At 64.5% G+C, this 21,741-nt stretch carries 22 protein-coding genes and 1 pseudogene; 5 read left to right on the top strand and 18 right to left on the bottom strand.

The genetic code is table 11. The features are described from left to right. Positions 1-143: 143 nt before the first annotated feature. On the bottom strand, positions 144-1,460 hold the full coding sequence (aceA, locus tag ABD742_RS20105) for an isocitrate lyase (RefSeq protein WP_234752575.1): 1,317 nt from the start codon (positions 1,458-1,460) through the stop codon (positions 144-146). Between the two features lie 155 nt (positions 1,461-1,615). Between aceA and ABD742_RS20100 the strand changes: the two genes are divergently transcribed. After that, positions 1,616-3,127, top strand: coding sequence for an XRE family transcriptional regulator (locus ABD742_RS20100; protein ID WP_234752574.1), 1,512 nt, complete (start codon positions 1,616-1,618; stop codon positions 3,125-3,127). A 142-nt stretch (positions 3,128-3,269) separates the two neighbouring features. Here the strand turns inward: ABD742_RS20100 and ABD742_RS20095 are convergent, their stop codons facing one another. The 9 genes and pseudogenes from ABD742_RS20095 to ABD742_RS20055 form a co-directional block, all read right to left on the bottom strand. Further along, positions 3,270-3,863 carry a dihydrofolate reductase family protein gene (locus tag ABD742_RS20095; RefSeq protein WP_234752573.1) on the bottom strand — a complete coding sequence of 198 codons (594 nt, stop codon included), beginning with the start codon at positions 3,861-3,863 and terminating at the stop codon, positions 3,270-3,272. Positions 3,864-3,880: 17 nt separating this feature from the next. Then, positions 3,881-4,414: a DUF6036 family nucleotidyltransferase gene (locus ABD742_RS20090; RefSeq protein WP_234752571.1), complete on the bottom strand. Its 534-nt coding sequence runs from the start codon at positions 4,412-4,414 to the stop codon at positions 3,881-3,883. Positions 4,415-4,445: 31 nt separating this feature from the next. Beyond that, the gene (locus tag ABD742_RS20085) at positions 4,446-4,811 is read right to left on the bottom strand and encodes an iron chaperone (protein ID WP_234752570.1); all 366 of its coding nucleotides are present in this window, start codon (positions 4,809-4,811) and stop codon (positions 4,446-4,448) included. Between the two features lie 244 nt (positions 4,812-5,055). Beyond that, positions 5,056-5,373 (bottom strand): annotated as a pseudogene (locus ABD742_RS20080) (integrase core domain-containing protein); the annotation flags it as partial. A 67-nt stretch (positions 5,374-5,440) separates the two neighbouring features. Further along, positions 5,441-5,758, bottom strand: coding sequence for a DUF6262 family protein (locus ABD742_RS20075; RefSeq protein ID WP_234752568.1), 318 nt, complete (start codon positions 5,756-5,758; stop codon positions 5,441-5,443). Next, entirely contained in the window at positions 5,755-7,671 is a 1,917-nt protein-coding gene (locus ABD742_RS20070) for a tyrosine-type recombinase/integrase (protein ID WP_234752567.1), read from the bottom strand. The genes ABD742_RS20075 and ABD742_RS20070 overlap by 4 nt, the downstream gene beginning before the upstream one ends. Then, positions 7,634-8,692, bottom strand: a complete 1,059-nt coding sequence (locus tag ABD742_RS20065; protein ID WP_344788842.1) for a tyrosine-type recombinase/integrase — start codon at positions 8,690-8,692, stop codon at positions 7,634-7,636. Before ABD742_RS20065 ends, ABD742_RS20070 begins: the two co-directional genes overlap by 38 nt. A 108-nt stretch (positions 8,693-8,800) precedes the next feature. Continuing rightward, positions 8,801-9,475, bottom strand: a complete 675-nt coding sequence (locus ABD742_RS20060; RefSeq protein ID WP_344788840.1) for a DDE-type integrase/transposase/recombinase — start codon at positions 9,473-9,475, stop codon at positions 8,801-8,803. A gap of 32 nt (positions 9,476-9,507) precedes the next feature. Further along, positions 9,508-9,912, bottom strand: coding sequence for a coiled-coil domain-containing protein (locus ABD742_RS20055; protein WP_344788838.1), 405 nt, complete (start codon positions 9,910-9,912; stop codon positions 9,508-9,510). A 274-nt stretch (positions 9,913-10,186) separates the two neighbouring features. On the opposite strand from ABD742_RS20055, the gene ABD742_RS20050 reads away from it, so the two are divergent. From ABD742_RS20050 to ABD742_RS20040, 3 genes are all read left to right on the top strand, one after another. Further along, a complete protein-coding gene (locus ABD742_RS20050; RefSeq protein WP_234754943.1) occupies positions 10,187-10,888 on the top strand; it encodes a queuosine precursor transporter in 702 nt (233 codons plus the stop codon). Between the two features lie 213 nt (positions 10,889-11,101). Continuing rightward, positions 11,102-11,788, top strand: a complete 687-nt coding sequence (locus tag ABD742_RS20045; RefSeq protein ID WP_234754942.1) for an ABC transporter ATP-binding protein — start codon at positions 11,102-11,104, stop codon at positions 11,786-11,788. A 2-nt stretch (positions 11,789-11,790) separates the two neighbouring features. After that, entirely contained in the window at positions 11,791-13,317 is a 1,527-nt protein-coding gene (locus ABD742_RS20040; RefSeq protein WP_234754946.1) for a DUF6297 family protein, read from the top strand. A gap of 94 nt (positions 13,318-13,411) precedes the next feature. Here ABD742_RS20040 and ABD742_RS20035 read toward each other — a convergent pair whose 3' ends face one another. The 6 genes from ABD742_RS20035 to ABD742_RS20010 all read right to left on the bottom strand — a co-directional run bounded on the left by ABD742_RS20035 (position 13,412) and on the right by ABD742_RS20010 (position 19,351). Beyond that, on the bottom strand, positions 13,412-14,341 hold the full coding sequence (locus ABD742_RS20035; protein WP_234754941.1) for a hypothetical protein: 930 nt from the start codon (positions 14,339-14,341) through the stop codon (positions 13,412-13,414). A gap of 158 nt (positions 14,342-14,499) precedes the next feature. Beyond that, positions 14,500-15,756, bottom strand: coding sequence for a tRNA guanosine(34) transglycosylase Tgt (gene tgt, locus ABD742_RS20030; RefSeq protein ID WP_372460992.1), 1,257 nt, complete (start codon positions 15,754-15,756; stop codon positions 14,500-14,502). Between the two features lie 129 nt (positions 15,757-15,885). Continuing rightward, a complete protein-coding gene (locus ABD742_RS20025; protein ID WP_234754940.1) occupies positions 15,886-16,611 on the bottom strand; it encodes an SRPBCC family protein in 726 nt (241 codons plus the stop codon). 61 nt (positions 16,612-16,672) lie between these two features. Further along, the gene (locus ABD742_RS20020) at positions 16,673-17,743 is read right to left on the bottom strand and encodes a DUF6707 family protein (RefSeq protein ID WP_234754939.1); all 1,071 of its coding nucleotides are present in this window, start codon (positions 17,741-17,743) and stop codon (positions 16,673-16,675) included. An 89-nt stretch (positions 17,744-17,832) separates the two neighbouring features. Then, positions 17,833-18,372 (bottom strand): NUDIX hydrolase family protein, encoded by a 540-nt coding sequence (locus ABD742_RS20015; protein WP_234754938.1) that lies wholly within the window; start codon positions 18,370-18,372, stop codon positions 17,833-17,835. 304 nt (positions 18,373-18,676) lie between these two features. Further along, positions 18,677-19,351 (bottom strand): VOC family protein, encoded by a 675-nt coding sequence (locus ABD742_RS20010; RefSeq protein WP_234754937.1) that lies wholly within the window; start codon positions 19,349-19,351, stop codon positions 18,677-18,679. A gap of 60 nt (positions 19,352-19,411) precedes the next feature. Here ABD742_RS20010 and ABD742_RS20005 point away from each other — a divergent pair, with 60 nt between their 5' ends. After that, positions 19,412-20,017 (top strand): YdeI/OmpD-associated family protein, encoded by a 606-nt coding sequence (locus tag ABD742_RS20005; protein WP_234754936.1) that lies wholly within the window; start codon positions 19,412-19,414, stop codon positions 20,015-20,017. Between the two features lie 2 nt (positions 20,018-20,019). On the opposite strand, the gene ABD742_RS20000 is transcribed toward ABD742_RS20005, so the two are convergent. Together ABD742_RS20000 and ABD742_RS19995 are read right to left on the bottom strand one after the other, a co-directional pair. Continuing rightward, positions 20,020-20,529, bottom strand: coding sequence for a hypothetical protein (locus tag ABD742_RS20000; RefSeq protein WP_234754935.1), 510 nt, complete (start codon positions 20,527-20,529; stop codon positions 20,020-20,022). Next, complete coding sequence (locus ABD742_RS19995) at positions 20,526-21,737, bottom strand: glycoside hydrolase family 76 protein (protein ID WP_234754934.1); 1,212 nt, start codon at positions 21,735-21,737, stop codon at positions 20,526-20,528. Before ABD742_RS19995 ends, ABD742_RS20000 begins: the two co-directional genes overlap by 4 nt. Between the last annotated feature and the right edge of the window lie 4 nt (positions 21,738-21,741).

Below are 21,741 nucleotides of genomic sequence, written 5' to 3'. Positions count from 1 at the left end.
TCGGCCGAGCTTTGCGAGGCCATAGGACGGGGATGGGGAATAGCACGCGGAGGATTGCCTTTTTCGGCCCCAACCGCTGGCTGCGCGGGTGCCGGTCCGCAGGCCGGACGGTTCGCAACCGAGCCCGCCGCCGTCGGAATGGGCTAGTGGAACTGGCCTTCTTCGGTGGATCCCACCAGGGCCAGGGTGGATGCGTTCGGGTTGAGCGCAGTTGCGATGTCGTCGAAGTAGCCGGTGCCGACTTCGCGCTGGTGCTTGGTTGCGGTGTAGCCGCGGGACTCGGAGGCGAATTCCTTTTCCTGGAGTTCGACGTAGGCGCTCATGCCTTCACGGGCGTAGCCGTGGGCGAGGTCGAACATCGAGTAGTTCAGGGCGTGGAAGCCGGCCAGGGTGATGAACTGGAACGTGAAGCCCATGGCACCGAGTTCACGCTGGAACTTGGCGATCGTGGCGTCGTCCAGGTGCTTGCGCCAGTTGAACGACGGCGAGCAGTTGTAGGAGAGCATCTGGTCCGGGAACTCGGCCTTGACGGACTCGGCGAACTTGCGGGCCAGCTCGAGGTCCGGGGTGCCCGTTTCCATCCAGATGAGGTCCGAATACGGGGCGTAGGCCTTGGCGCGGGCGATGCAGGGTTCGATGCCGTTGCGGACCTTGTAGAAGCCCTCCGGGGTACGTTCGCCTGTGACGAATTCCTGGTCGCGCTCGTCGACGTCGGAGGTGATCAGGGTGGCTGCCTCGGCGTCGGTGCGGGCGATGATCACCGAAGGGGTGCCCGCGACGTCGGCCGCGAGACGGGCGGCGTTCAGGGTCCGGACGTGCTGCTGGGTGGGGATGAGTACCTTTCCGCCGAGGTGGCCGCATTTCTTTTCGGAGGCGAGCTGGTCTTCCCAGTGCACGCCCGCGGCGCCGGCCTGGATCATGGATTTCATGAGTTCGTAGGCGTTCAGCGGGCCGCCGAAACCGGCTTCGGCGTCGGCGACGATCGGGACAAGCCAGTCCTCGACGGTCTGGATGCCTTCGGAGAATTCGATCTGGTCGGCGCGGAGCAGGGCGTTGTTGATGCGGCGGACCACGGTGGGGACCGAGTTGGCCGGGTAGAGCGACTGGTCCGGGTAGGTGTGGCCGGAGTTGTTGGCGTCGGCGGCGACCTGCCAGCCGGAAAGGTAGATGGCCCGCAGGCCGGCCTTGACCTGCTGCACGGCCTGGTTGCCGGTCAGCGCACCGAGGGCGTTGGTGTATTTGCCTTCCTTGTGCTCCTCGCTGAGCTGCTTCCACAGCTTCTCGGAGCCGCGCCTGGCCAGGGTGTGTTCTTCGGAGACGCGGCCGCGGAGGCGGACGACGTCGGTGGCGGAGTAATCGCGGGTGACGCCTTCCCAACGCGGGTTGGCAGCCCATTCGAGCTCCAGTGCGGCGGCCTGCTGAGCGGAGGTGGGCTGCTCTGGTTCAAATGCTGCGGTCATTGTCTGTCTCCTTTGACGCTACTTTGGCGTGTTGCTGTGTATGTAGCCCCGGCCGATCTTCGCTGCGCCTTTGCAGTTCCGGTCGGCCGGGGTTTCCGTAGTTCTTACTTTTCAGTACTTCCAAGGGACTTGCTAGATAAAAAGCATGGAAAGAAATGCACTTCTTCGCGTATGCTCAAGAAATGTCACCTGTGAGCTGGAACCGCGAAGTACCGCCGTCGTCGTCGTCCGCCCCTGACGCCGAACTGGACGTCATCAGCCTCGGCCGCCGCGTGCGGTATCTGCGCAAGCAGGCCGGGCTGACCCTCGACGACGTGAGCGCCGCCGTCGGGACCGCCCCCAGCCAGCTGAGCCTCATTGAGAACGGCAAGCGCGAGCCCAAACTGGGGTTGCTGAAGCAGCTCGCTGCGGCCCTGAATGTCGGCATCGACCAGTTGCTCGGGGCAGAACCGCCCAGCCGCCGCGCCGCCTTGGAAATCGAGCTGGAACGGTACCAGCGAGGGCCCCTCTACGAGTCGCTGAACTTACCGAAAATCCGCGTCAGCGCGCGGCTTCCGCTCGATGTTCTGGAGTCGCAAATAGGTCTCCTGCAGGAGCTTGAGCGCAGGCTCAATGAGCAAATCGCGACGCCGGAAGAGGCCCGCCGCGCGAACGGTGAACTACGTGCCATGATGCGTGAGCGCGGCAACTATTTTCCGGAGTACGAGGCTGAAGCCCAGAAGGTGCTCAAAGGCGTCGGGTACACCTCCGGCCCGCTGAGCCAGCACGTCATTGCGGACATCGCGGATCACCTCGGTTTCACGCTGCACCACGTGGGCGACCTGCCCCATTCCACCCGTTCGGTGACCGATCTTAAGAATCACCGAATTTATCTCATGCAGAGCCAGCGGCAGGACCACGATCCCCGTTCGGTCCTCCTGCAGGCGTTGGGCCACTACGTCCTGGGCCACGAGACGCCCAAGAACTACGGCGATTTCCTAGCGCAGCGCGTCGCCACCAACTACTTCGCCGCGGCGCTCCTCCTGCCTGAACACGCCACCCTGGAGTTCCTCCAGAAGGCGAAGGCCGCCAAGGAGATCGCCGTCGAGGATATCCGGGACGCCTTTGCCGTCTCTTACGAAACCGCGGCTCACCGCTTCACCAACCTGGCCACGAAGCACCTGGGCATCACGACGCACTTCCAGAAGACCCACCAGAGCGGCATCATCTACAAGGCTTACGAGAACGACGGCGTGGCCTTCCCCCAGGACCATACCGGCGCCATCGAGGGCCAACCGGCGTGCAAGGCGTGGACTTCGCGGGCCGTGTTCGATGTTCCGGACAAGTTCAGCGCCTACAGCCAATACACCGACACCGTCTCCGGTACCTATTGGTGCACGGCCCGAACCGAGCGCTCGGCGGCGGGGGAGTTTTCGCTGAGTATCGGCGTGCCGTACCAGCACGTGAAGTGGTTCCGCGGGAGGGAGACGACGGCGCGGGCTACTTCGACGTGTCCGGACCCGAACTGCTGCAAGCGGCCGCCGGCGTCGTTGGCTTCATCCTGGGCAGGCAACGCCTGGCCGTCCGCCCGCGCCCACTCGCACCTGCTGGCCGCCATGCCGCCAGGTGCCTTCCCCGGCGTCGACGAGACCGAGGTGTACGCGTTCCTGGAGGCGCACTCGGGGTAATTTTTGCGCGGGGGCTTGGTGGGCGCGCCACGCCACGCAACTTTTTGGATTTCTGTGGGTTGAACCACCCCGGAATTCCGCGGCTTGGCTAATGATACGGACCCAAAAACCTGTCCAGCGTGACGCCGACATCGCCAAGGGGCTACGAGTTGAGGACCGGATAGCTCAGGTGAGTGACGCCCACGCCCTCGACGACGGTCGGGTTGCCCAAAGTGACCGGCGCGTTCTCAACGCGATCGAACAGCCGGATACCGGATCCGAGCAGCAGCGGAACCAGGTCGACGCGGATCTCGTCGAGCAGGCCAGCGTCGAGGCACTGCCGAATGGTGTCTGGCCCGTGCATGCCGACGATCTTGTTGCCGGCCGCTGCCTTTGCCTGCGCCACAGCGCTTTCCAGCCCGTCGGTGACGAAATGCACCGCGGAGTCGGAGCGGGGCCACCCTTCGGGCATTTGATGAGTCACGACGTACGCAGGCACGCCGAACGGGTGCTGGCCCCCCCAAGCGTCGGCGCGGTCTGACGTGCGTCGCCCGGTGAGCATCGCCCCTACCTCGCCCATCAAAGTCCGCAGGTATTCGGCGCTCGCTTGGGAAACATGGAATGTGAAGGCGGGGTTGAAGGTGGGGACGTCGACATCGCCTGCGAAGTACCAGTCGAAGACCTTGTCGACGCCGTCCGCGAGGTCCGCCACGTATCCGTCGAGGGACATCGACATGAACGCCACTACCTTGGTCATTACCTTGCTCCTTCGCGTCAAACGGACATGGTCCAGGACAAAGCCGCATCCCGGCGGGGCTCGGATGGGTCGATCAGCCGGATTCTGTCCACGAGCCGGACGCGGTCGATGAGGGATGACTCAATGAGTGCCAGAACGAATGCATGGTCCTTGGGGCGTGCCGCAATGAGCTTCGCCGCGCAGAGATCGTAGGGATCCAGGCAAAGCCCGGTGCTGTTCCGGGTCCGCTCATTGCGCACACCGACGAGGCGGTACTCCCAGTCCTCCGGGAGCACCGCAGTCTCCCTTTCGGCCGCCTGGACATAGAACCCGAACTCCTTGTGGAAGGGCGACCACTCACCAAGGGCGGAGTCGAGGCTGTCCGCAAGCGTGCCGGCGTCGTCGTCGGAAAAAGGGGCTATGTCGACGGCATCCGACATGGTGATCGCCGCAGGTAGCTGGTCCTCCGTGAAGGATCCCAGAATTGACTGGCTGCCGATCACGATCACCCGGTCGCCGTGAATGATATCCGTAGCGGCCCGGATGGCGTGCTCAAGCTCATCGCGGCGCATGGCTGTACCGTACCCCCGAGCAGCCCGATTGTCAGTACCAGCCCCTTTCCCGCTCGCGTTCAGCCAGCAGCGTCGCCGCTTTTTCGATGAGTTCGTAAGGCATCGGCTTCCCCAGAGGGAATTTCAACGTGCCCTTGGCCGCCCGGAAAGGAGCGATTTCCCGCTCGAAGTCCTCGTCGGCGTCGGGCACTGGGTAGACGGAAATATGGTGCTTCCAGGCCGCGAAGTACACCACGTAGTGGCCGTTGAGAGTGATCGTGGGGATGCCGTAACTGATCCGGTCCTCGGCTCCGGGCACGGCTGCCAGGGCCCGCCGTCGGATCTCCTGAAGAATGGGTTGCACCTCGTCTGGCTGCGACGCGATGTACTCGTCCACCGTGTCAAAGTGCCCCACCATGCGCTCTCCTCACTCCGTTCCGTGTCCCGCCGCGCAGCCGGTCCTGGACCAAGCTTGCCTTAGCCCGCGCCGCCTTGCGAGAGGGGGTCGAGCGGGTTCGGGGCGACTCCGACGCCCGCTCACTTATATCGGGTTTTGGCGGGACCCCCGCTCACTTATATGGGGTTTTGGCGGGACGCCCGCTCACTTATATGGGGTTTTGGCGGGACGCTCGAGAATTGTCAAGCTGTGTGGAGTCACTGGGCTATTTTGTGGGGTGTTTGGTCTGGGGGAGGTTGATCCCGACGTATGTGGCGGGGGCCGGTGTGGTGGGTCGTTGGCGGAACCTTCCTGGGTGTCGTTCGTAGTAGTCCTGGTGGACTTTGTCGCGTTTGTCCCAGAGCTCTGTCCACGAGCCGTCGTGGACTTGTGATGGTGAGAACAGCGCGATACCGGAGTGTTTGTGATCGGTGCTGTACCAGTGCACATAGCCGGTGAGGTATTCCCTGGCGGTATCGAGATCGTCAAAGATCCGGGGGTAGCGGGGCCGGTATTTCATCGTGCGAAAGCCTGACTCCGAGAAGGGATTGTCGTTGGATTAACCGGCTAATCCGGGTCTGGAATTGTCCGCTGTCGTCCTTTTTTGATCTTTATTTCGTGGCCTTGGTCGTGGTGTTGGCTCGTTCGAGCCGGCGGAGTCGTTCCTCGTGGTGGCGGGCGCGGTCGGCGACGGCTTCGAGGCTGGCGCGTAGCTGGGCGATCTCGATGCTCAGGCCGGAGAGCGTGGGTCCTTGAACGCCACGGAGCCGGTATTCCTGGATTAGCGTCCGCAGTTCCGGGTTGCGGTAGAGGGTCGCCCGGGAAATTCCGGTCGCTGCCGCGGTGGCGGTGAACGTCACGGGTTGTCCGTTTGCCACCCTCTCCTCGAGGGCTTGTTCGACGCGGGCCACGAAGGTGTCTTGGGTCATCCGGTGTGGGCTTCGCTGATGAGGATGTCCAGTTGTTCGACGAGTTTTTGGTGCCGTTGGGCTTCGCTGCTCCAGCCGCGTGCTGCGGCGTCCCGGGCGAGTATTTCGGCGTCGTGGCGTTGGGCGGTGAGTACCGGCAGATGGGTGTTGTCGGTGCGGTAGCTGGGGCAGTGTTCGCAGATGTTGGCGTAGGGGCATGCTTCTTGGGCGGGTGCGCGCAGGCAGTATCCGCCGGCCATGCGCGCTTTGATCATGGGGGTCTCCCGCCAGTCCCCGTTGGTGATATCGACCAGCGGCAGTGTCCTGCGTCCGGTGGGCAAGGGGCCGATCCGGGCCTTGGCCATATCCAGGGCGCGTTCGTATTCGGTTCTGACCGTGCTATCGAAAAGCCGGCCGTAGCGCAGGCTCATCTCGGCGGAGACGTGCCCCAGCAGCGCCATCAGTGCCTGGAGGGATACCCCTGCGTTGATCAGGGCGGTGGCATAGGTATGGCGGAGTTGGTGAGTGGTGATGTGGCCGAGTCCGGCCGTCTGGCCAGCACGGGCCAGTTCGGTCCGGAGGGCGTTTTGTCCCAGCCGGTGGCCGTGGTGGGTGAAGAGGAAATCCGCCGGCCGTCCGGTCCTTGGGTGTGGGATGGGCCTGCCCGGTGAGCGGGTGATGCTGATCCGGTCCAGTACTTCCAATGCATCATCATCAAGGGGAACCATCCGTTCGGTGGCGAGTTTGCCCAGCGGGACCTTGAGCCAGGACCCTTGGCCGGGGACCTCGTGCACGCAGTCCATTTCAAGGTCCAGCAGTTCCCCGATCCGCAGCCCGGCGGCGCGTTGGAGCAGCAGTGCGTCCGCGGTGAGCCGGTTTGGCGAACGGACAAGCTCGGCGCTCAGGGTGCGGTCCGCATCCGGGGGCAGATAACGCGGCAGGGGCCGCGGCAGCCGCGGGATGTCGGAGCGGAAGAGCAACCGCCGGGTTGGCGCATCGGGCCAGCCCCATTCGGTGATCTCTGTCAGGAAGTTGGCCACGGTGTTTACCCGTCGGGACTGCTCGGCGATCGAGAGTGTTCCGCCGCTTTTGGTGTTCTCTGCCAGGGACAGTGCGATCAGGTATGGCTCGATATGGCGGCAGCGCTCCAGGCCGTCCGGTCCCGTCAGGGTGGGGTCCAGTTCGCTGATCACACGGCCGAAATGGGCCAGCCGGGTGGCGATACCGCTGACGGTGGCGGGAACGCAGGTCACTGATTTGCGCTGCAGGTAGCGGACCAACACTTCATGGAGCGGTGACGGGACGGCTGCCATACGCTTATCGAAAGGCAGCCTGGGTGCGGGCCGGGTCGCCGGGGGCGGCAGCACTCCCTGATGGAAGAGTATTTGCCGGGTGCTTTGGAGCAGGCCCCGGTAGGAGCGCGCGCTGCGGCCGGTGCGGTCCTGGCGCTCGTGGCAGGCCTTTTCAAGCTCGTCGACGTCGGCATCCGTGAGGATGTCCAGGATCCGGCCGGTATGGATGAGCAGGCGGGCGATGACCTGTGAGGCCAGTGCCGAGGCGACCCTGTCGCTGAATCCCAGTTCGCCGGCTGCAGTCCTGAACCGGGCCAAATCGGTCTCGAGCCCGGTGCCGATGACTTCGCGCCAGAGGCTGGAGAATTTACGGGCCAGCAGGTAGTCGTAGTCCGGTCGCAGGCGGCCGCTGACCATCAGAAAGGTCACGAATGGTTTCGTGGCGTTATTCGCTGTCAGCTGCAGGTGCAATGGCCGAAGCGCCCAGTCCTGGACGTGGGGCCAGCGGGCCACAAACGTTTTGGCCGCGGTGGTGTAAGCAGTGTTTCCCCGCCGGGTCAGGGCAAGGTGAGCGGCGTAGGAGGCCAGCAGTGCAGCCGGCGGATCAGTCGCGTTGGTGTTGACGGGCGCGGGCAGCATCATATTCGGCTTTCACATGGGTGGGGGCCAGGTGAATATAGCGGGCGGTGGTATCAACATGGGTGTGTCCGAGCAGGGCCTGCATCACGGCAAGATCCACGCCGGCCTCTGCCAGGGCGGTGCCAAAAGTATGGCGCAGGGCGTGTGGATTTCCGGCCTGAACACCGGATACCTCACGGTGGTAGCGGAAAATGGTCCGTAACCCGGCAGCCGTCAGTGGCTGGCCGCGGGTCGGTCCCTTGGCCACGATGAACAGGTAGCGGCTTGTGGTTTCGGGCCGTTCGGCCAGCAGATACGTCTGGATCACCCCGGCGACGTCGACATCGAGGGGAACCCGACGCTCCTTGGCGCCCTTGCCCTGGACCAATAGCCAGCGGGCGCCGATATCAACATCGCCCACCTGCAAGGCAAGCACCTCGGCCGAGCGCAGCCCACAAAAGAGCATCAGCCCGGCAATGGCCCGGTCCCGCCAGCAGAGCAGGCTGGCCAGAAGGTCCGCGGATTCGCTGCGCTTCAGGGCCCGTGGGAGCCGGCGTGGTTCGCGGAGCCGCAATACGGACCTTGGCTTTGGCTTTGCCACGTGGGCGAGCAACCCGGTGCGTTCACCGGCAGCTGGCCGGCGGGCCTCCTTGCCCCTCGGGACCGGGTTCTTCAGCTCCGGATTGCGCATGATCAGAAACGTGTAGAGACCTGAGATGGCGGCAAGGCGTTGGTTGATTGTTGTGGGCGCGTACCTGTCCAGGCGCCGGCCCTGCATGGTGACAACGTTAGGGCCGGGTCGGCCGGGAACATGGGCCTGACGGCACGCCGATAAATAGTGGAGCAGTTCATCGGTGCCAACAGATGGGAGCTCCATGTCCTGCTCCCTGAGCCAACGGCAAAACGCGAGCAGATCATAGCCATAGGTCCGTACGGTTCGCGGCGAGTAGTTCCGGTCCGTCAGATATCCCAGATACTCGTTGACCGGACCGAAACGATCGGCGCCGGCTCCTGCCAGCCGCCACTGCCCGTCGCCGGGTTCCAACCGCAAATCCTTGCCGGTCACCATGACACAGAAGTATCCGCTCCGTCCCGGCCGAACCGGGCGACATCCCCGCGGCGTGTCGCACCAGAACCGGTCCGAAACAACCGATTAGCCGGTTAAGAGGCAGACGTAGGGGCGGTTATGGCTGAGTTCCACGCCGTGGACGGTGAGGGTGTCACGGAGCAGGTTTGATCTCATGGCCGGGCCTGAATCGGCATGCACGATGAGCGGGGCGCCGTGCCGGGCGATGGCTGTCTCGAACATCTCCGCGGCGAGGTGGTCGGACTCGCGTTCCTCCGCCCGCCAGCCGACGATCTCCCGGGAGAAGATGTCCATGATGGAGTACACCTTGAAAACCTTCCCCTGCCACTTTGAATAGATGTCCGTGATGTCCCAGGACCAGACCTGGCAGGGTCCGGTGGCCTTGACCACCGGCATCTCAGAGGAGCCGCGCTTGACCCCACGCTTGCGCGGGATGATGGGGCGGGCCTGCTGATCCTCGTGCCCTGCCGCGATCCGCCACCACGTGCGGTTGGAGGCGAGCAGCACGCCGTTGTCCCAAGCGGTGGCGAAGGCATGGTCGACGGAGTTGCCCTTCTCCCAACCGGCCAGGATGAGCCCCAGGATCCGGTCGTGATGCGCGGTGCTGATCCGGCATTCGTAGGCCCGGTCGGCCTGGTGGATCGGGTCCTGCACCGCCGGACGGGGATTGGACCGGTAATGCCAGGTCCCGCGCGACACGCCCGCCAGCTCGAGCGCTGTCCGCTGGGAGCCGATGATCACACGCAACTCCAGGACCAGGCTGTTCTCGGCCGCTACGAACCGTTCTGAGCGCTCGTCGGGGTTGTATCGGGCTCTGGCGCGCTCAAGTCGTGCAAGAGCCCGATAGCTTTTCCCAGCGCGGAATTCGTATCCTCCAGCTCCCGCACCCGCTTCTGGAGTCTTTCGACTTCGGCACGGTGGGCAGCCATTTCCTTCGCGCGTGCTTTTTCAAACGCGGAGAGCTCACGATTTGTAGGGACCATGCCTCCATGCTCCCGCGGAATCAGGCCACGGTCGATATCGCCCTGGACCATCATCTTGCGCCACCGGCGGAACGTCCACTCGGAAACGGACGTCGAGGCAAGCCACACCTTCCTCGACCCGTGCGGCTGCAAATAGTACTCATGCATGAACTCACGGATCTCTTCACGCGTGAAACCCTTGTTATCAACGGCCATCGCCGGCTCCTTCAATCAACAGGTCATGAATGACTCACAACCAGCTTGACGATGAGGGGCTCGCTCACCTATATCGGGTTTTGGCGGGACGCTCGCTCACTTGACGTGATGGAACGTTTTAGGCGGTGGCGAGTTTCCGGACAATTCTCGATTCCTCGATGCGAGAATGGGGGAGGCTCCGCGGTTTTGCAAGCGGGTCCACCACCAGTGCTAATACAGCGGGGCGCCGCGCTAACTCCGGCCGCTTGCGCGAACCACTACGAACGGACAAGCGATGACGTCAGCATCAGAATCCCAGACCCTGAGTAAACCCGCGCCGCGCTTCGCGTTAATAGGCTCCCCATACTTTGGCATCATGCTGGCATGCATGGCTGTCGTGCTGATCCTGTCCAACATCGGCGCTGCCAAAGGGGTCGTCTTCGGTCCGATCATCACTGATGGCGGATTCTTCCTCTTCCCGCTTGCCTACATTCTTGGCGATGTGATGAGCGAGATCTATGGATTCAAGGTTGCCCGCAAAGCGATCATCACCTCGTTCGCATTGTCAGCATTCGCATCGCTCTGCTACTGGATCATCATCGCGCTTCCCGGCTTCAATGACGACTACGGTACTGCCAAGCAGGCAGCCATTGAGGGAGCGCTGGGGCCAGTTCCCCAAATCGTCCTTGCTTCACTCCTTGCTTTCCTGGCCGGCCAGACCATCAACTCCCTGATCCTGGTCAAGATGAAAGCCCGCTCGGGTGAGAGAACCCTCTGGGCTCGACTTATGGGTTCATCCGGGGTGGGTGAATTCGTGGACACGCTCATCTTCTGCAGCATCGCGGCCTCGGTCATTGGCATCACGGACTTCGGCAGCTTCGTCAATTACGTGCTCGTTGGCTTTGTGTACAAGGTCGGTGTCCAATACATCCTCGTGCCCGTAACGTCCTTGGTCATTGGCTGGATCAAGAAGCGCGAGCCTAGCTACTGGGTGTGAGCGCGCGTCGCGCCGAAACGCCATATAAGTGAGCGGGCGTCGGCCCGGGATGCCATATAAGTGAGCGGGCGTCGCGCCGAAACGGCATATAAGTGAGCGGGCGTTTCGGCCGTAACGCCATATAAGTGAGCGGGCGTCGGCCCGGGATGCCATATATGTGAGCGGGCGTCGTCGGCTCAGGGGAACCGCAGGGAAGTCCGGTAGTTTCAGAGGATGAAGCTGGGAAATGCCGTGCTCACGGCCGAGAATCTTGTTGCAGGCTATGGCGACCATGCAGTGTGCGGGCCGCTCGACGTCGAGGTTTTCTCCGGGCAGGTGCTCGGGATGATGGGCGAAAACGGTGCCGGCAAATCCACTCTGCTGCGCACCATGATTGGCGCCCAGGCCGCCATTGAGGGCGATGCCCACGTTCTTGGCTTGATGCCGGACGACCGCTCGGCACTCTTTCGCAGCAAGGTCTCGGTGCTGCTGGATGAGGATGCCTACTTCGATTCACTCACGGTCCGCGAGCACCTTTCCTTGGTGGCCCGGGGGCATGGCCTCGCCAACCCCGAGGCTGCTGTCGAGGGAGAGATCGATTTCTTCGAGCTCCAAACGGTGGCCGATGCGTTTCCCGATCAGCTTTCCTCGGGACAGCGCCGCAAGCTCCTCCTGTCCTCGGCGTTCATCCGTCCCTTCGAACTGCTGGTCCTGGACGAACCGGAGCAGCGGCTCGATACCCGCATGCGCGGCCTGCTCGCGCAGAGGATCGCCCGGACTGCCAAGAAGAGTGCCGCCGTCGTCATGGTCACGCATGATGCGGACGTCGCCCAGGCGGCGTGTACCCGTGCCGTAATTGTCGACGACGGCGGTGCACGCGTGGTTAGTACGGACGAGGCCGTGGCGAGGATTCGCCGGTGAGCATGTCCATCGCTGCCGTAGCGCAGCCGGAGTTCGTGGACTTCGACCCCGAGCGTGCCACACGCAAGGTCATTCGCCCGCGCGGCCAATCCTTGCTGTCCAGGCTCAACGAACTGTATATCCAGTTCCTGACGTTCGGCGTCGGCCTGATCTACGCGACAGGCCTCCTCAACGGGCTCACTGCCGCGGCGGAGCATGGCTTCGGCGGCCACCTGATTTCGGCCGGCTATGGTGTAGTTCCTGTTGCATACGGTCTAGTGGCCGGGTTCGGGCTTCTGGGCCTGGCGGCCTATTGGGTGTCGGGCAGGCTCGGGCCACTGGCCATCACGGCGAATCAGCGGCACTGGTGGTACTCGCTTGCTATCGACCGCGAACCGCTCCTAGCCCGAGGCTTGCGGCGCGCAGTCTGGGCTGCCGCCGTCGTCGGGGCCCTCACCACCATTCCTGTGGCAGTCATCAGCGGCTCGAACGCGGTGGTGTTTGCGGGGCGGGTCCTGGCAGGGGCCTTGACCGGCGCGGCTATCCTCGTGCTGGCCGCGTTCGCCCAGACGCGCTTGGCAGCGCCGGGCCTGCCGCAGACGCCCGCCCGGCAGCAAGGCCGGGCAACCTCCTGGCTGTTGGCGACTGCATCGGCGGCACTCGGCGCGATGCTGTTCGGGACGCTGCAAGGCAACTGGATCTTCGCCGTCGCCCCTGCTTTCGCCGTGGTTGCCGCGGCGCTTGGCATGCGCAACAAGCTCTCCAGCGTCCGCACGACATCGCTGCTCAAGGCGGGGTCCGCGAGGGGACATGTCCAGGCTGCGCTGACGCTCATGGACACCGGGGAGCTCAGTGCCTCGCTTTCCAGCGGCGGCAAGCGGAGCCGGATCAAGCTCCCGGGCACGCCCCGCACCGCAGCGGGCGCGCTCTTCCACGCGGAAGCAACCGTGCTCGCCCGACAACCCGGCCGGCTGTGGCGCTGGGGGCTGGGTCTCGCCGTCGTCCCCTCGACCGGGCTGGTCCGGACGTTCGATTCACCGATCATCCTGCTTCCCGTCCTGCTGGCCGCCGCGATCTTCTCTTCCACAGCGGCTGCCGGGCCTCTTTGGCAATTACGCATGGCTCCCAGCCTCGACGCCCTCCTCCCGATTTCCAGGACGGCCTCGCGTTGGGTCCACGTCGCGCTGCCGGTCATGCTGATGGGGTTGTGGACGACGGCGGCTGCCGGATTCTTCGTGCTGGCGGGCGGTTTCCGGGTGGAGCTCCTCGTCCTGGGCGCGGCGGCGGGCGGCGGTTTGGGCGCGGGGATGCTGCGGCGAGCCTTCCGCCAGCAGGAAGACCTGACCAAATTGGTGTACCTGATGCAGCTTGGACGTAGCGGACCCGCCATGCTGGGAACCAGGATCCGGGGCTACGTACTGTGCCTCTTCGCCCTGGTGCCTTTGGCTTTGGGCATGCTGTTCAACGCCCCAGAAGTGCTGGTGGTGCCCGCCGTCGTGCTCAATGCGGTTCTCCTGGTGATCGGCGTGACGACGGCGGACCGCCCCTGAGGAGGCTCCGCGGCGCGAGCTCGCCGGTACGGTGCCGGATCGCCGGAGAGTTCCGGCGACATGGGCGCGTTCCGGCGAGCTCGACGGCGGCGGGCTAACGACGGAGGGCGTTCAGTATCCGGTTCTTGAATTCCTGCTCGCGAAAGAGGTGCTTCCATTCCACGCGGACGAAACGCCAGCCGTCTTCGCTAAGGGCCTTCTCCCGGCGCCGCTCTTGGAAAATCACCTCGGCTGTTGGCTTGAAATCGAAGTACTTGACCTCGCCATCGAATTCCAATGCGACCTTGTCCTTCCGCCAGGCAAAGTCGAGCCGATGCCGCCCTGCCCGGCTCTGCACCTCAACCTGCGGTTCGGGCATCGGCAACTTCAGCCGCGAGATCAGTTCGCGGCACAACTTTTCGCCCGCCGACTCGGATCGTGGATCAGCGTTGAACAGGGCCTTTCGAAGGTTCCTGACCCCGCGTCGGCCATCCAACGCGTCGGCCATTGCCTGCAATTGGGCACGATCTGCGCCGAGCCTGAGTGCATGGTCCATGATCACCAGCGACTGCTTGTAGCTGAGTAGCATCGAGCAGTCCACCACTGTCCGCTCCAAAGACGTGACTCGCAAGTCCCCGATTGTCACAACGTCCGTCTCGTCGAAAGGCCGGGTGTGACCGCGGACGTCCTTGCCAAGGCGCTCGCTGGACGGCCGGACCCTCAGCAGGATGTGGATGAGGTCGTCGACATTCCAAAGGAAGAGGCGGTGCAGCCGCGCCGCCGAAGTGTGGCTATATACGAAGTCTCCCGCCGACGTCGTGAGCGTTCCATGCGCATGCGCGTAGATCAGTTGCGTGCTTCGGAGCCAAGCGGATTGCTTCTGCCAGAGCGCGGCCCGGATGTAGCATCCGTACCGTAGCCGGACAAGCTTGCCGTGACGCACCAGGACCTGGATTGCGCGGGAATTCAGCCCATGTGCGTGGAGTTGATCGGTGCGCCAAAGGTTCCCCCTTTCCGGGAGCGAAGGCGGCTGAGAAGGGGTCATTCATCCAGCCTCGCTGGCCGTCTGGGCGCACGGAAGCCGCTTGGTCGGCTATGTGGAAAACGCCGGCTCGCCGGAACGGTGCCGGTTCGCCGGAACGCTCCGGCGAACCGGCACCGTTCCGGCAAGCCCGGTGATCTCGACGGGAGGCGGCGGGAAACCTACGAGTAGTACTGCCCCAAGGTCTCGGCCTTGAACTCGAAGAAGTCCCCGGATTCGATGGCCAAGCGGGCGTCGTCCACCATCTTCACCACGAAGCGTTCGTTGTGGATGGAGATGAGCGTGGCCGAAACCATCTCGTGGGCCTTGTACAGGTGGTGGATGTACGCCCGCGAATAGTTGGCGCACGTGTAGCAATCGCAACCATCCTGCAGGGGTCCGAAGTCCGATTTGTAGCGTGCCCCGGAGAGGTTGTACCGACCGGACGGAGTGTAAAAGGCAGAGTTGCGGGCCACTCGGGTGGGGGAGACGCAATCGAAGGTGTCGGCGCCGTTTTCGATGGCTGTGAAGATGTCGTCCGGCTCGGAGATGCCCAGGAGGTGGCGAGGCTTGTTCTCGGGAAGTTCCTCGTTGCACCAACGCACGATGGTGCCGAGGTTTTCCTTTTCCAAGGCGCCGCCGATGCCGAAACCATCGAAGGGCATCCCGCCAAGGTCCCGGCAGGCCTTGCGGCGAAGGTCCTCGTACTGCGCCCCCTGGATGACGCCGAACAGGGCTTGGTAGGGTTTGCCCACCCGGGAAGCTGTCAACCGCTCATGCTCGACGACGCAGCGCTCGGCCCAGCGACGCGTGCGCTCCAAGGATTCCTCTTGGTAGCCACGGGAGTTCTGCAGGGTGGTCAGCTCGTCGAAGGCGAACATGATGTCGGCGCCGATCTTGTGCTGCACCCGCATGGAGATCTCCGGGGAGAAACGGTGCCGGTCCCCGTTCAGGTGCGACTTGAACCAGACGCCGTCCTCGTCGACATGGGCCAGCCGCTCCTTGCCCGGGGCCACGGCGTCGTCAGGCCCGGACGTATCCACGGAGGTCATGTCGATGACCTTCTTGAACCCCGAACCGAGGCTCATCACTTGGAATCCACCCGAGTCCGTGAACGTGGGCCCGTCCCAGTTCATGAACGCGCCGAGCCCCCCGGCAGCGTCCAGAATCTCCGGTCCCGGCTGCAGATACAGGTGGTAGGCGTTGGCCAGCAAAGCCTGCGCGCCGAGTTCCTTCATGGATTCGGGCAGCACTGCTTTGACCGTGGCTTTGGTCCCGACGGCGATGAACGCGGGCGTCTGGATCTGGCCATGGGGTGTGGTGATGGTTCCGGTGCGGCCCAGGAACTCCCCGCGTTTGCCGTTCCCCTGGCGGCTGTCGCCGTCGGCGTTCAAAAGGCTCGACGACGGCGGGCGCGTTTCGCTGAGCCGCGCACCCACCTCGAAGGAAAACGCGGACTGCCGGGCAGCTGCGAGGGTGGAAGGATCGGACTCGGAGCTGGATCCGGGGTTGGTCAGGGAAGAATCGGCTGGCACCGTTACAGTCTGCCAGCCCCGGAGCGTGAATCGTCAGTGCGAATGCACCTCTGTGGGGTAGTTCTCAGCCTTCCAGCCGTCCCAGTGGGAGCGGATCGAGTCCAGGCTGGCGGCACCCAGGTCGTACGTCGAAGCGATCACGATAGTGCCGCCGTCGGGCCTTTTCTCCGGAATCACCGGCTGGTCAGCCACAATCAGCAGCCCGTCACCGTGCTCCGCGTAGCTGTGCACGGTGAGTCCCACCTGGTGGTTGCTCCGGAACCAGACCTTGCCGGAGAGGGCCTCGCCCGTGGGGAGCGTGAGCGAGTACTCCTGCCCAGGAGCCGGGACGTCGGCCAGGCCGAGTTTCTGGATGCCGGAGCCGCTACCGCCCGGCAGGGAGACGAAATGCGTACGCCGGTGCCCGTGTGGATGGCGTTCCAGGGCGAATCGGAGCTGGTGCAGGAACGTCAGCCAGCCTTGGGTGATGTCCTCGTCCCACGCGGCCCATTCGGAATCGTGGTCCAATGCGGCCCGAGTTACGCGGACCTCGGTGCCTCCGCTGACCGGGGTGAGGTCGAAAACATCCCCGCCGTTCACGGTGAGGCTTGTGTGGTCGGGATTCTCGACCACGGCGGTGCTGAAGTAGATTTGGTTGATTTCGTCGCCAAGCTCATCGGCCTCCCAGCCGTGCCATTGAGCCACGAGCGACGGTTCGCGCAGCGAAGTCCAAACTTGCTGCGCGTCGGCATTTACAACAACGCTCAGATTGTTCGTCATGGCCCGAATCTACCGCCGTTGGAGCGAACGCGACAGGTCTTGCGAAATCCTCCGATAGCGCCTAAGCCCGCACGGCCTCGAGTTCGTTCGCGATCCGGTGATCGAGTTCACCTACGCCGAGGGTGTTCGAGCCGCCGTGCGAGCGCAGGAACAGCAGGGTTTCGAGCCGGAGCAGCCGCCATTCGCGCTCGGCATCGCGGTTGCCGTTGTCGATGGAACGGAAGATTTCCTTGTCGTACAGGTTCGGTTCGTTGAGCCCGCGCTGCCGGACTTTGGCGGCGATCCGGGCCTTGAACGGGTCTGTCTCGATGGTGTCCGGCGCTTGAAGGAGTTGATCGTAGACTTCCGCGCGTTCCGCTTGGCCGAGCTCGCGGCAAATGAAGCTGGAAAGCGCGAGGGAACGTTCAACGGACATCCACCGGTCGCGGTTTCCGTCGTAGGGGAGCACGTTGAGAATATCGGCCACCGCGAGGGCGTGGTCCGGATCCCGCAGTTCGATGAAAAGATCGTGGGCCAGGTCGCTCAGATCCCGCAGGCAGCTCCCCGACTTCGTATTGATGCCCTTCACGAGGCGTTCGCTCAGTACCGAGACGCCGTTCCTGCCGGGGTGCGCTTCGGCGGCGGCGGCCACGACGTCCTCGGGGGAGTCGGTCGGTTCAGGGATCAGGGCGAGCTGCGCGGGATCCGGCGCCGTCGAAGGCATAAGGGACCCGCTGACAGTCGGTTCCACCGCAGGCAAAGGAGGTACGACGACGGCGGGAACGGCTTCCGCGGGTGAGTCACCGGCGTCGGGCGTACCGCCGTCGGGCGCGTCGTCGGGTGTACCGCCTTCGGGCGCGTCGCCGGGAACCGGCTCCGCAAGCGTGGCCGGATCTTCCGTGGGAAGCGCGTCGTCGTCGGGAACGACAGCTGCTTCACCCACCGCGACGCTGGACCCGATCGCGATCCGCACGCTCCCGCCGTCGAGCGTGGTCACCAGGATGAGCGCGGGCGCGCCAAAGTCGTCGTGTTCGAGCTCGATGTGCGTGATTTCCTCCGCGGGACCATCCCCAGGGAGGAACAAGTAGTCCCCGATTTGCAGGGCCCCAGCCTGCTTTTCACGGTACTGCTGGTCGGCCGGGCTGTGAGTCATCGGAAGTCCTTTGGTTCTCTTGGGGTCCGCCCAACAGTCTATAAAACGCACCCAGCAAATCGGGGAGGTGGCTACTACCCGCGCTGCCGCTACTGTCCGACGCCGGCGAAAGCCAAAGCCTGGCGGACCAGATTGCCTCGGCCGCCGCTGAATTCCTGCTGGACGTCGTCGCTGAGGATTTCCTGCGGAGTCATCCACGTCAGCTCAAGGGCGTCCTGGCGCGGTTCGCACTCGCCGGTCACGGGGATGACGTAGACGAGGGACACGGCGTGTTGGCGGTCGTCCGTGAAGCCGGTCTGCGACGGCGCCGGGAAGTACTCGGCCACCGTGAACGGCACGGGACTGACGGGCAACTGGGGGAAGGCCAGCGGCCCGAGGTCCTTTTCCATGTGCCGCAACAGCGCGGCCCGGATGGTTTCGCGGTACAGCACGCGGCCGGACACGAACGAACGGACCATGGCGCCGTCGGCGTCGCCCTGCAGCAGGGTACCTACCTCGTTGACGAATCCGAGTGGATCCAGACGCACGGGAACCGCCTCCACGTAAACCATGGGGAGGCGGCCGCGGGCTTCGAAGAGGTCTTCATCGGAAAGCCAGCCGGAGTACGGGTCAGGGGTACGAACACTCATGGTTAAGTTCTACCCCATCCCATGCCGTTCCATGCCGCACGAATCAGAGAGCCAGGATTGCGTCGAGCCCAAACCGGGAACGCTCGCTCACTTATGTGGCCAAAATCGGTGTCCCTTCTGCAGATGATCTGAGCGAGCGTTGGGGGATATACCGGTTTAGGTGAGCGAGCGTTTGGGAAAAGGCCGGTATAGGTGAGCGAGCGTTAGGGAAAAGGCCGGTTTAGGTGAGCGAGCGTTGGGGGAAATACCGGTTTAGGTGAGCGAGCGTCGGGGGAAAGGCCGGTATTGGTGAGCGAGGGTGTGGTTAGAAGGACCCGGCCACAGTGATGGTTCGGCCGAGCGGGGCCTGGATCGTGAGAAGCGAGCCGGCCAGGGCGAAGGCTGCCCTGAGTCCGGCGGCGGTGAGCCGGGCTTCCAGAGCTGCGAGGTCGCCGTCGTACTCGAAAGCCAGGCTTCCCGCAGCCGTCTCCGGAGACTCCCGGACCAAAAGGATGCCGCCGTTCTTCGTGCTGAAATCCGCGAGGTCCGCGGACGCATGCCGCGGCCGTGCGCCGATGTTGCGCAACTCCTGCGCGGCCCCTGGCACATCCGGCGTGAGCCAGGTCCCGACGACGGCGAGCCCCGGATCCGCTTCCGGGCTGGTCGTGCGGCTGCTCGCCTTATCGGCAAGGAACGTGAAGCCGTCCCGGGCGGTGACGCGGACGGCCTGCCTGCGATCGGCGTCGAACAGTTCGGCGCGGGTTCCGTCCGCAACGGTGCGTCGGGCGAACTCGGCCAGATCTCCGACCTCGACGCCGAATACCGTAGTGCCGTCGTCGGGCGAGCCAGGGGAAACACGGTGCAAGGCCACCCGCCCGGAGCCGGCGTCGAACTCCACCCAATCGCCGTGGTCCTCGACGCACACGAGGCCCAGCGCCACAAGAAGGTGCTTCCAAGCGGCGACGTCGGACGTGAACTGGACGGGTCGGACACGCAGCATGGATCCTCCGCAGAAGTCAGTGGGCTTTCGCCACAGCCTAGCTGGCACCAGAATGGGGCCATGGCTGTTGAACTTGAAGAACTGATCGTCAAAGACGCTGCCGAATGGCGGTCCTGGCTCGAAGAGCATGGCGGCGATAGCCCCGGCGTATGGCTCGTGCTGCACAAGAAGGGCGGCAACGTGACGGAGCTCGATTACGCCGCTGCCTTGGACGAGGCCCTTTGTTTCGGTTGGATCGACGGCCAAGGCAGAAGGCGCGACGACGAAAGCGTCTTCCAGCGCATGACCCGTCGCGGCCCCAAAAGCCCATGGTCCAAACGGAACGTCGGGCACATTGCCCGTTTGGAAGCTGAAGGCAAGATGACCCCGGCCGGATGGGCCGCCGTCGACAGCGCAAAGGCGGACGGGCGTTGGGAAGCGGCCTACGTGGGCCAAGCGGACGCGGAAGTCCCGGAGGACCTCGCTGCCGCCATCGCCGCAGTTCCCGAAGCCCAGGCGATGTTCGATGTGCTGACCGCGGTCAACCGCTATTCCCTGATCTACCGCACCAACTCGGTGAAGAAGGCGGAAACTCGGGCCAGGAAGATCGCTGGTTTTGTCGAGATGTTGGCGCGACAGGAGACTCTGTATCCGCAGAAGAAAAAGCCGGCGCCTGTGGGGGAGTAGCCTTACTCGGGCTTCTCGGCGGACAGCGCGACGATCCAGCCTGGGGTGTCTTCCCCGAGTCGCCGGTCCAGCAAGACCCTCGCCTTGGCGGCGGCTATCTGGACTTTGCGGTCTTCAGCGTTCACCGAGGCGGGACGCTGCGAGGGGGCGAGGGCTCGGGTTTCGGATGCCTTGGCGGCTGCCAGGAGCTCATCCTCCGTGCCGACTTTGAGGAGCGCGAGTTCCTCCCGCGAGGCGAGTTCGCTTTGGCCCAGAATCTCGATGGCCTTCTGGCCCATTTCGGCCTCGGAGCGACTGCGGGACAGGGACGCATCCAGCGCCCATTGAGCACGGCGCCACCACTCGGACCTGTTATCCGCCCGCGCCTTCTGCCGCAGGGACAGGAGGCCCACGATTGCGGCAACGATCGCCGCGACAAGGACAGCGAGCGGACTGAGCGCTCCAAGGATCTGCCACCATTCCGCCGACGGAGCGACCACGGTGACAGGCAACGGACTCGGGGACGGGTTCACAGCTCCAGACTAGGCCCCGGCACTGACAATAACTGGACGCGCGCGGCGGCTTCCAGCACCATCCACGCCTGCAGTTGGGTGGAAAGCTCGACGGCGGTGCCCGCCGGATACGTCCCGGCGGCCGGACGCTGTGGTTCCGCCGAGAAGATGAGCCAGCCGGCGTCGTCGTCGTACTTTCCGGACGTCCCGTGGGCAGCGTAGGCGCGCACAGTCCGCCCCGCCCAGACCGCCTCCGCGGTGTCGAGCACTAATTGGCCTGCGGTAGCGCGGGTGGGCGCGGGCAAGCGCACATCCCCAGCGGCGAGGGCCAGGTATCTGACGAGGATTCCGGTGAAGAGTCCGCCGTCGCCGGCGCCTTCACCGCGAAGAACGAGTTTCCCCTGAGTGTCAGGCCCACAGACGGTCAGATGTTCGGCCACCGAGCCCACCAAGGCGGCCGCGCGTGCCAGGTTCGCATCCCCACCCAGCTCCAACAAGGCGCCGAGCACTGGGCCTTGGTTGTAGGTGTAGACCTCTTCCGCGAGGACGAGCTTGCCTTCCTTGATCCAAGCCCCGTCGAGGTACAGGCCGCGGGTGGGTTCGAAGAGCGTCGCGTCGAGCCAGTCCAGGAGCCCTTGGGCCCGCTCCGGCTTGCCGGTCCGGGCGAAGTGCAGTGCCACCGGCGCCGTCGCCGGGGTGTTCTTGAAATCTCGTTTGGTGCTCCAGAAGGTGCCGCCGCCCATGTCGTCGGTGGAGGCCGACTCGAATTGCGGAGAGAGACTTTTCTGCAAGCGGGCGTTGCGTCGACGGCCGGGCTGGTGCGCCTTTTCGGCCAGGGCGTCCAGGCGCAGGACGGCGAGGGCGAGCCATGCCATGTCGTCGTAGTAGCTGTTGACGTAGCGCAGGAAATTGCGCAAGCGGACAGTGGTGACCAGGCGTGAAGCGAGCCGGCCAGCGCTCGGGCGATCACCGCCGTTGAATCTTGATCCCGAGGCCAGTTCGCGCAACCCGGCGTCCACGAGGCAGTCGACGTAGTGAGCCTGCCACCAGTAGTTCCACGGCTGACCCGGGAAACCGTTGGAGGGCTGGATCGGCGTAGCAAGATGTGTTCCGGGAAGGGAAAGGAGGCGCCGCCCGAAATGCCGGGTCACCGAACGTGCGCCGTGGTCGGCTCGCGCGGCCCAATCCGGTGTTCCGGTGGTGCCCTGCGGGGCGTCGGGGGCGGACATGGTG

The sequence above is a fragment of the Arthrobacter ramosus genome, assembly GCF_039535095.1.
Classification (GTDB): domain Bacteria; phylum Actinomycetota; class Actinomycetes; order Actinomycetales; family Micrococcaceae; genus Arthrobacter; species Arthrobacter ramosus.
Note: the sequence above shows the minus strand (reverse complement) of the source record. Positions and strands in the feature narration are given on the sequence as shown.

What these genes read in the sequence shown, in the direction of transcription:
- aceA (WP_234752575.1), bottom strand. Translation starts at nt 1,460, where the DNA reads ATGACCGCAGCATTTGAACCAGAGCAGCCCACCTCCGCTCAGCAGGCC.
- ABD742_RS20100 (WP_234752574.1), top strand. Translation starts at nt 1,616, where the DNA reads ATGCACTTCTTCGCGTATGCTCAAGAAATGTCACCTGTGAGCTGGAAC.
- ABD742_RS20095 (WP_234752573.1), bottom strand. Translation starts at nt 3,863, where the DNA reads ATGACCAAGGTAGTGGCGTTCATGTCGATGTCCCTCGACGGATACGTG.
- ABD742_RS20090 (WP_234752571.1), bottom strand. Translation starts at nt 4,414, where the DNA reads ATGCGCCGCGATGAGCTTGAGCACGCCATCCGGGCCGCTACGGATATC.
- ABD742_RS20085 (WP_234752570.1), bottom strand. Translation starts at nt 4,811, where the DNA reads ATGGTGGGGCACTTTGACACGGTGGACGAGTACATCGCGTCGCAGCCA.
- ABD742_RS20075 (WP_234752568.1), bottom strand. Translation starts at nt 5,758, where the DNA reads ATGACCCAAGACACCTTCGTGGCCCGCGTCGAACAAGCCCTCGAGGAG.
- ABD742_RS20070 (WP_234752567.1), bottom strand. Translation starts at nt 7,671, where the DNA reads ATGATGCTGCCCGCGCCCGTCAACACCAACGCGACTGATCCGCCGGCT.
- ABD742_RS20055 (WP_344788838.1), bottom strand. Translation starts at nt 9,912, where the DNA reads ATGGCCGTTGATAACAAGGGTTTCACGCGTGAAGAGATCCGTGAGTTC.
- ABD742_RS20050 (WP_234754943.1), top strand. Translation starts at nt 10,187, where the DNA reads ATGACGTCAGCATCAGAATCCCAGACCCTGAGTAAACCCGCGCCGCGC.
- ABD742_RS20045 (WP_234754942.1), top strand. Translation starts at nt 11,102, where the DNA reads ATGAAGCTGGGAAATGCCGTGCTCACGGCCGAGAATCTTGTTGCAGGC.
- ABD742_RS20040 (WP_234754946.1), top strand. Translation starts at nt 11,791, where the DNA reads ATGTCCATCGCTGCCGTAGCGCAGCCGGAGTTCGTGGACTTCGACCCC.
- ABD742_RS20035 (WP_234754941.1), bottom strand. Translation starts at nt 14,341, where the DNA reads ATGACCCCTTCTCAGCCGCCTTCGCTCCCGGAAAGGGGGAACCTTTGG.
- ABD742_RS20025 (WP_234754940.1), bottom strand. Translation starts at nt 16,611, where the DNA reads ATGACGAACAATCTGAGCGTTGTTGTAAATGCCGACGCGCAGCAAGTT.
- ABD742_RS20020 (WP_234754939.1), bottom strand. Translation starts at nt 17,743, where the DNA reads ATGACTCACAGCCCGGCCGACCAGCAGTACCGTGAAAAGCAGGCTGGG.
- ABD742_RS20015 (WP_234754938.1), bottom strand. Translation starts at nt 18,372, where the DNA reads ATGAGTGTTCGTACCCCTGACCCGTACTCCGGCTGGCTTTCCGATGAA.
- ABD742_RS20010 (WP_234754937.1), bottom strand. Translation starts at nt 19,351, where the DNA reads ATGCTGCGTGTCCGACCCGTCCAGTTCACGTCCGACGTCGCCGCTTGG.
- ABD742_RS20005 (WP_234754936.1), top strand. Translation starts at nt 19,412, where the DNA reads ATGGCTGTTGAACTTGAAGAACTGATCGTCAAAGACGCTGCCGAATGG.
- ABD742_RS19995 (WP_234754934.1), bottom strand. Translation starts at nt 21,737, where the DNA reads ATGTCCGCCCCCGACGCCCCGCAGGGCACCACCGGAACACCGGATTGG.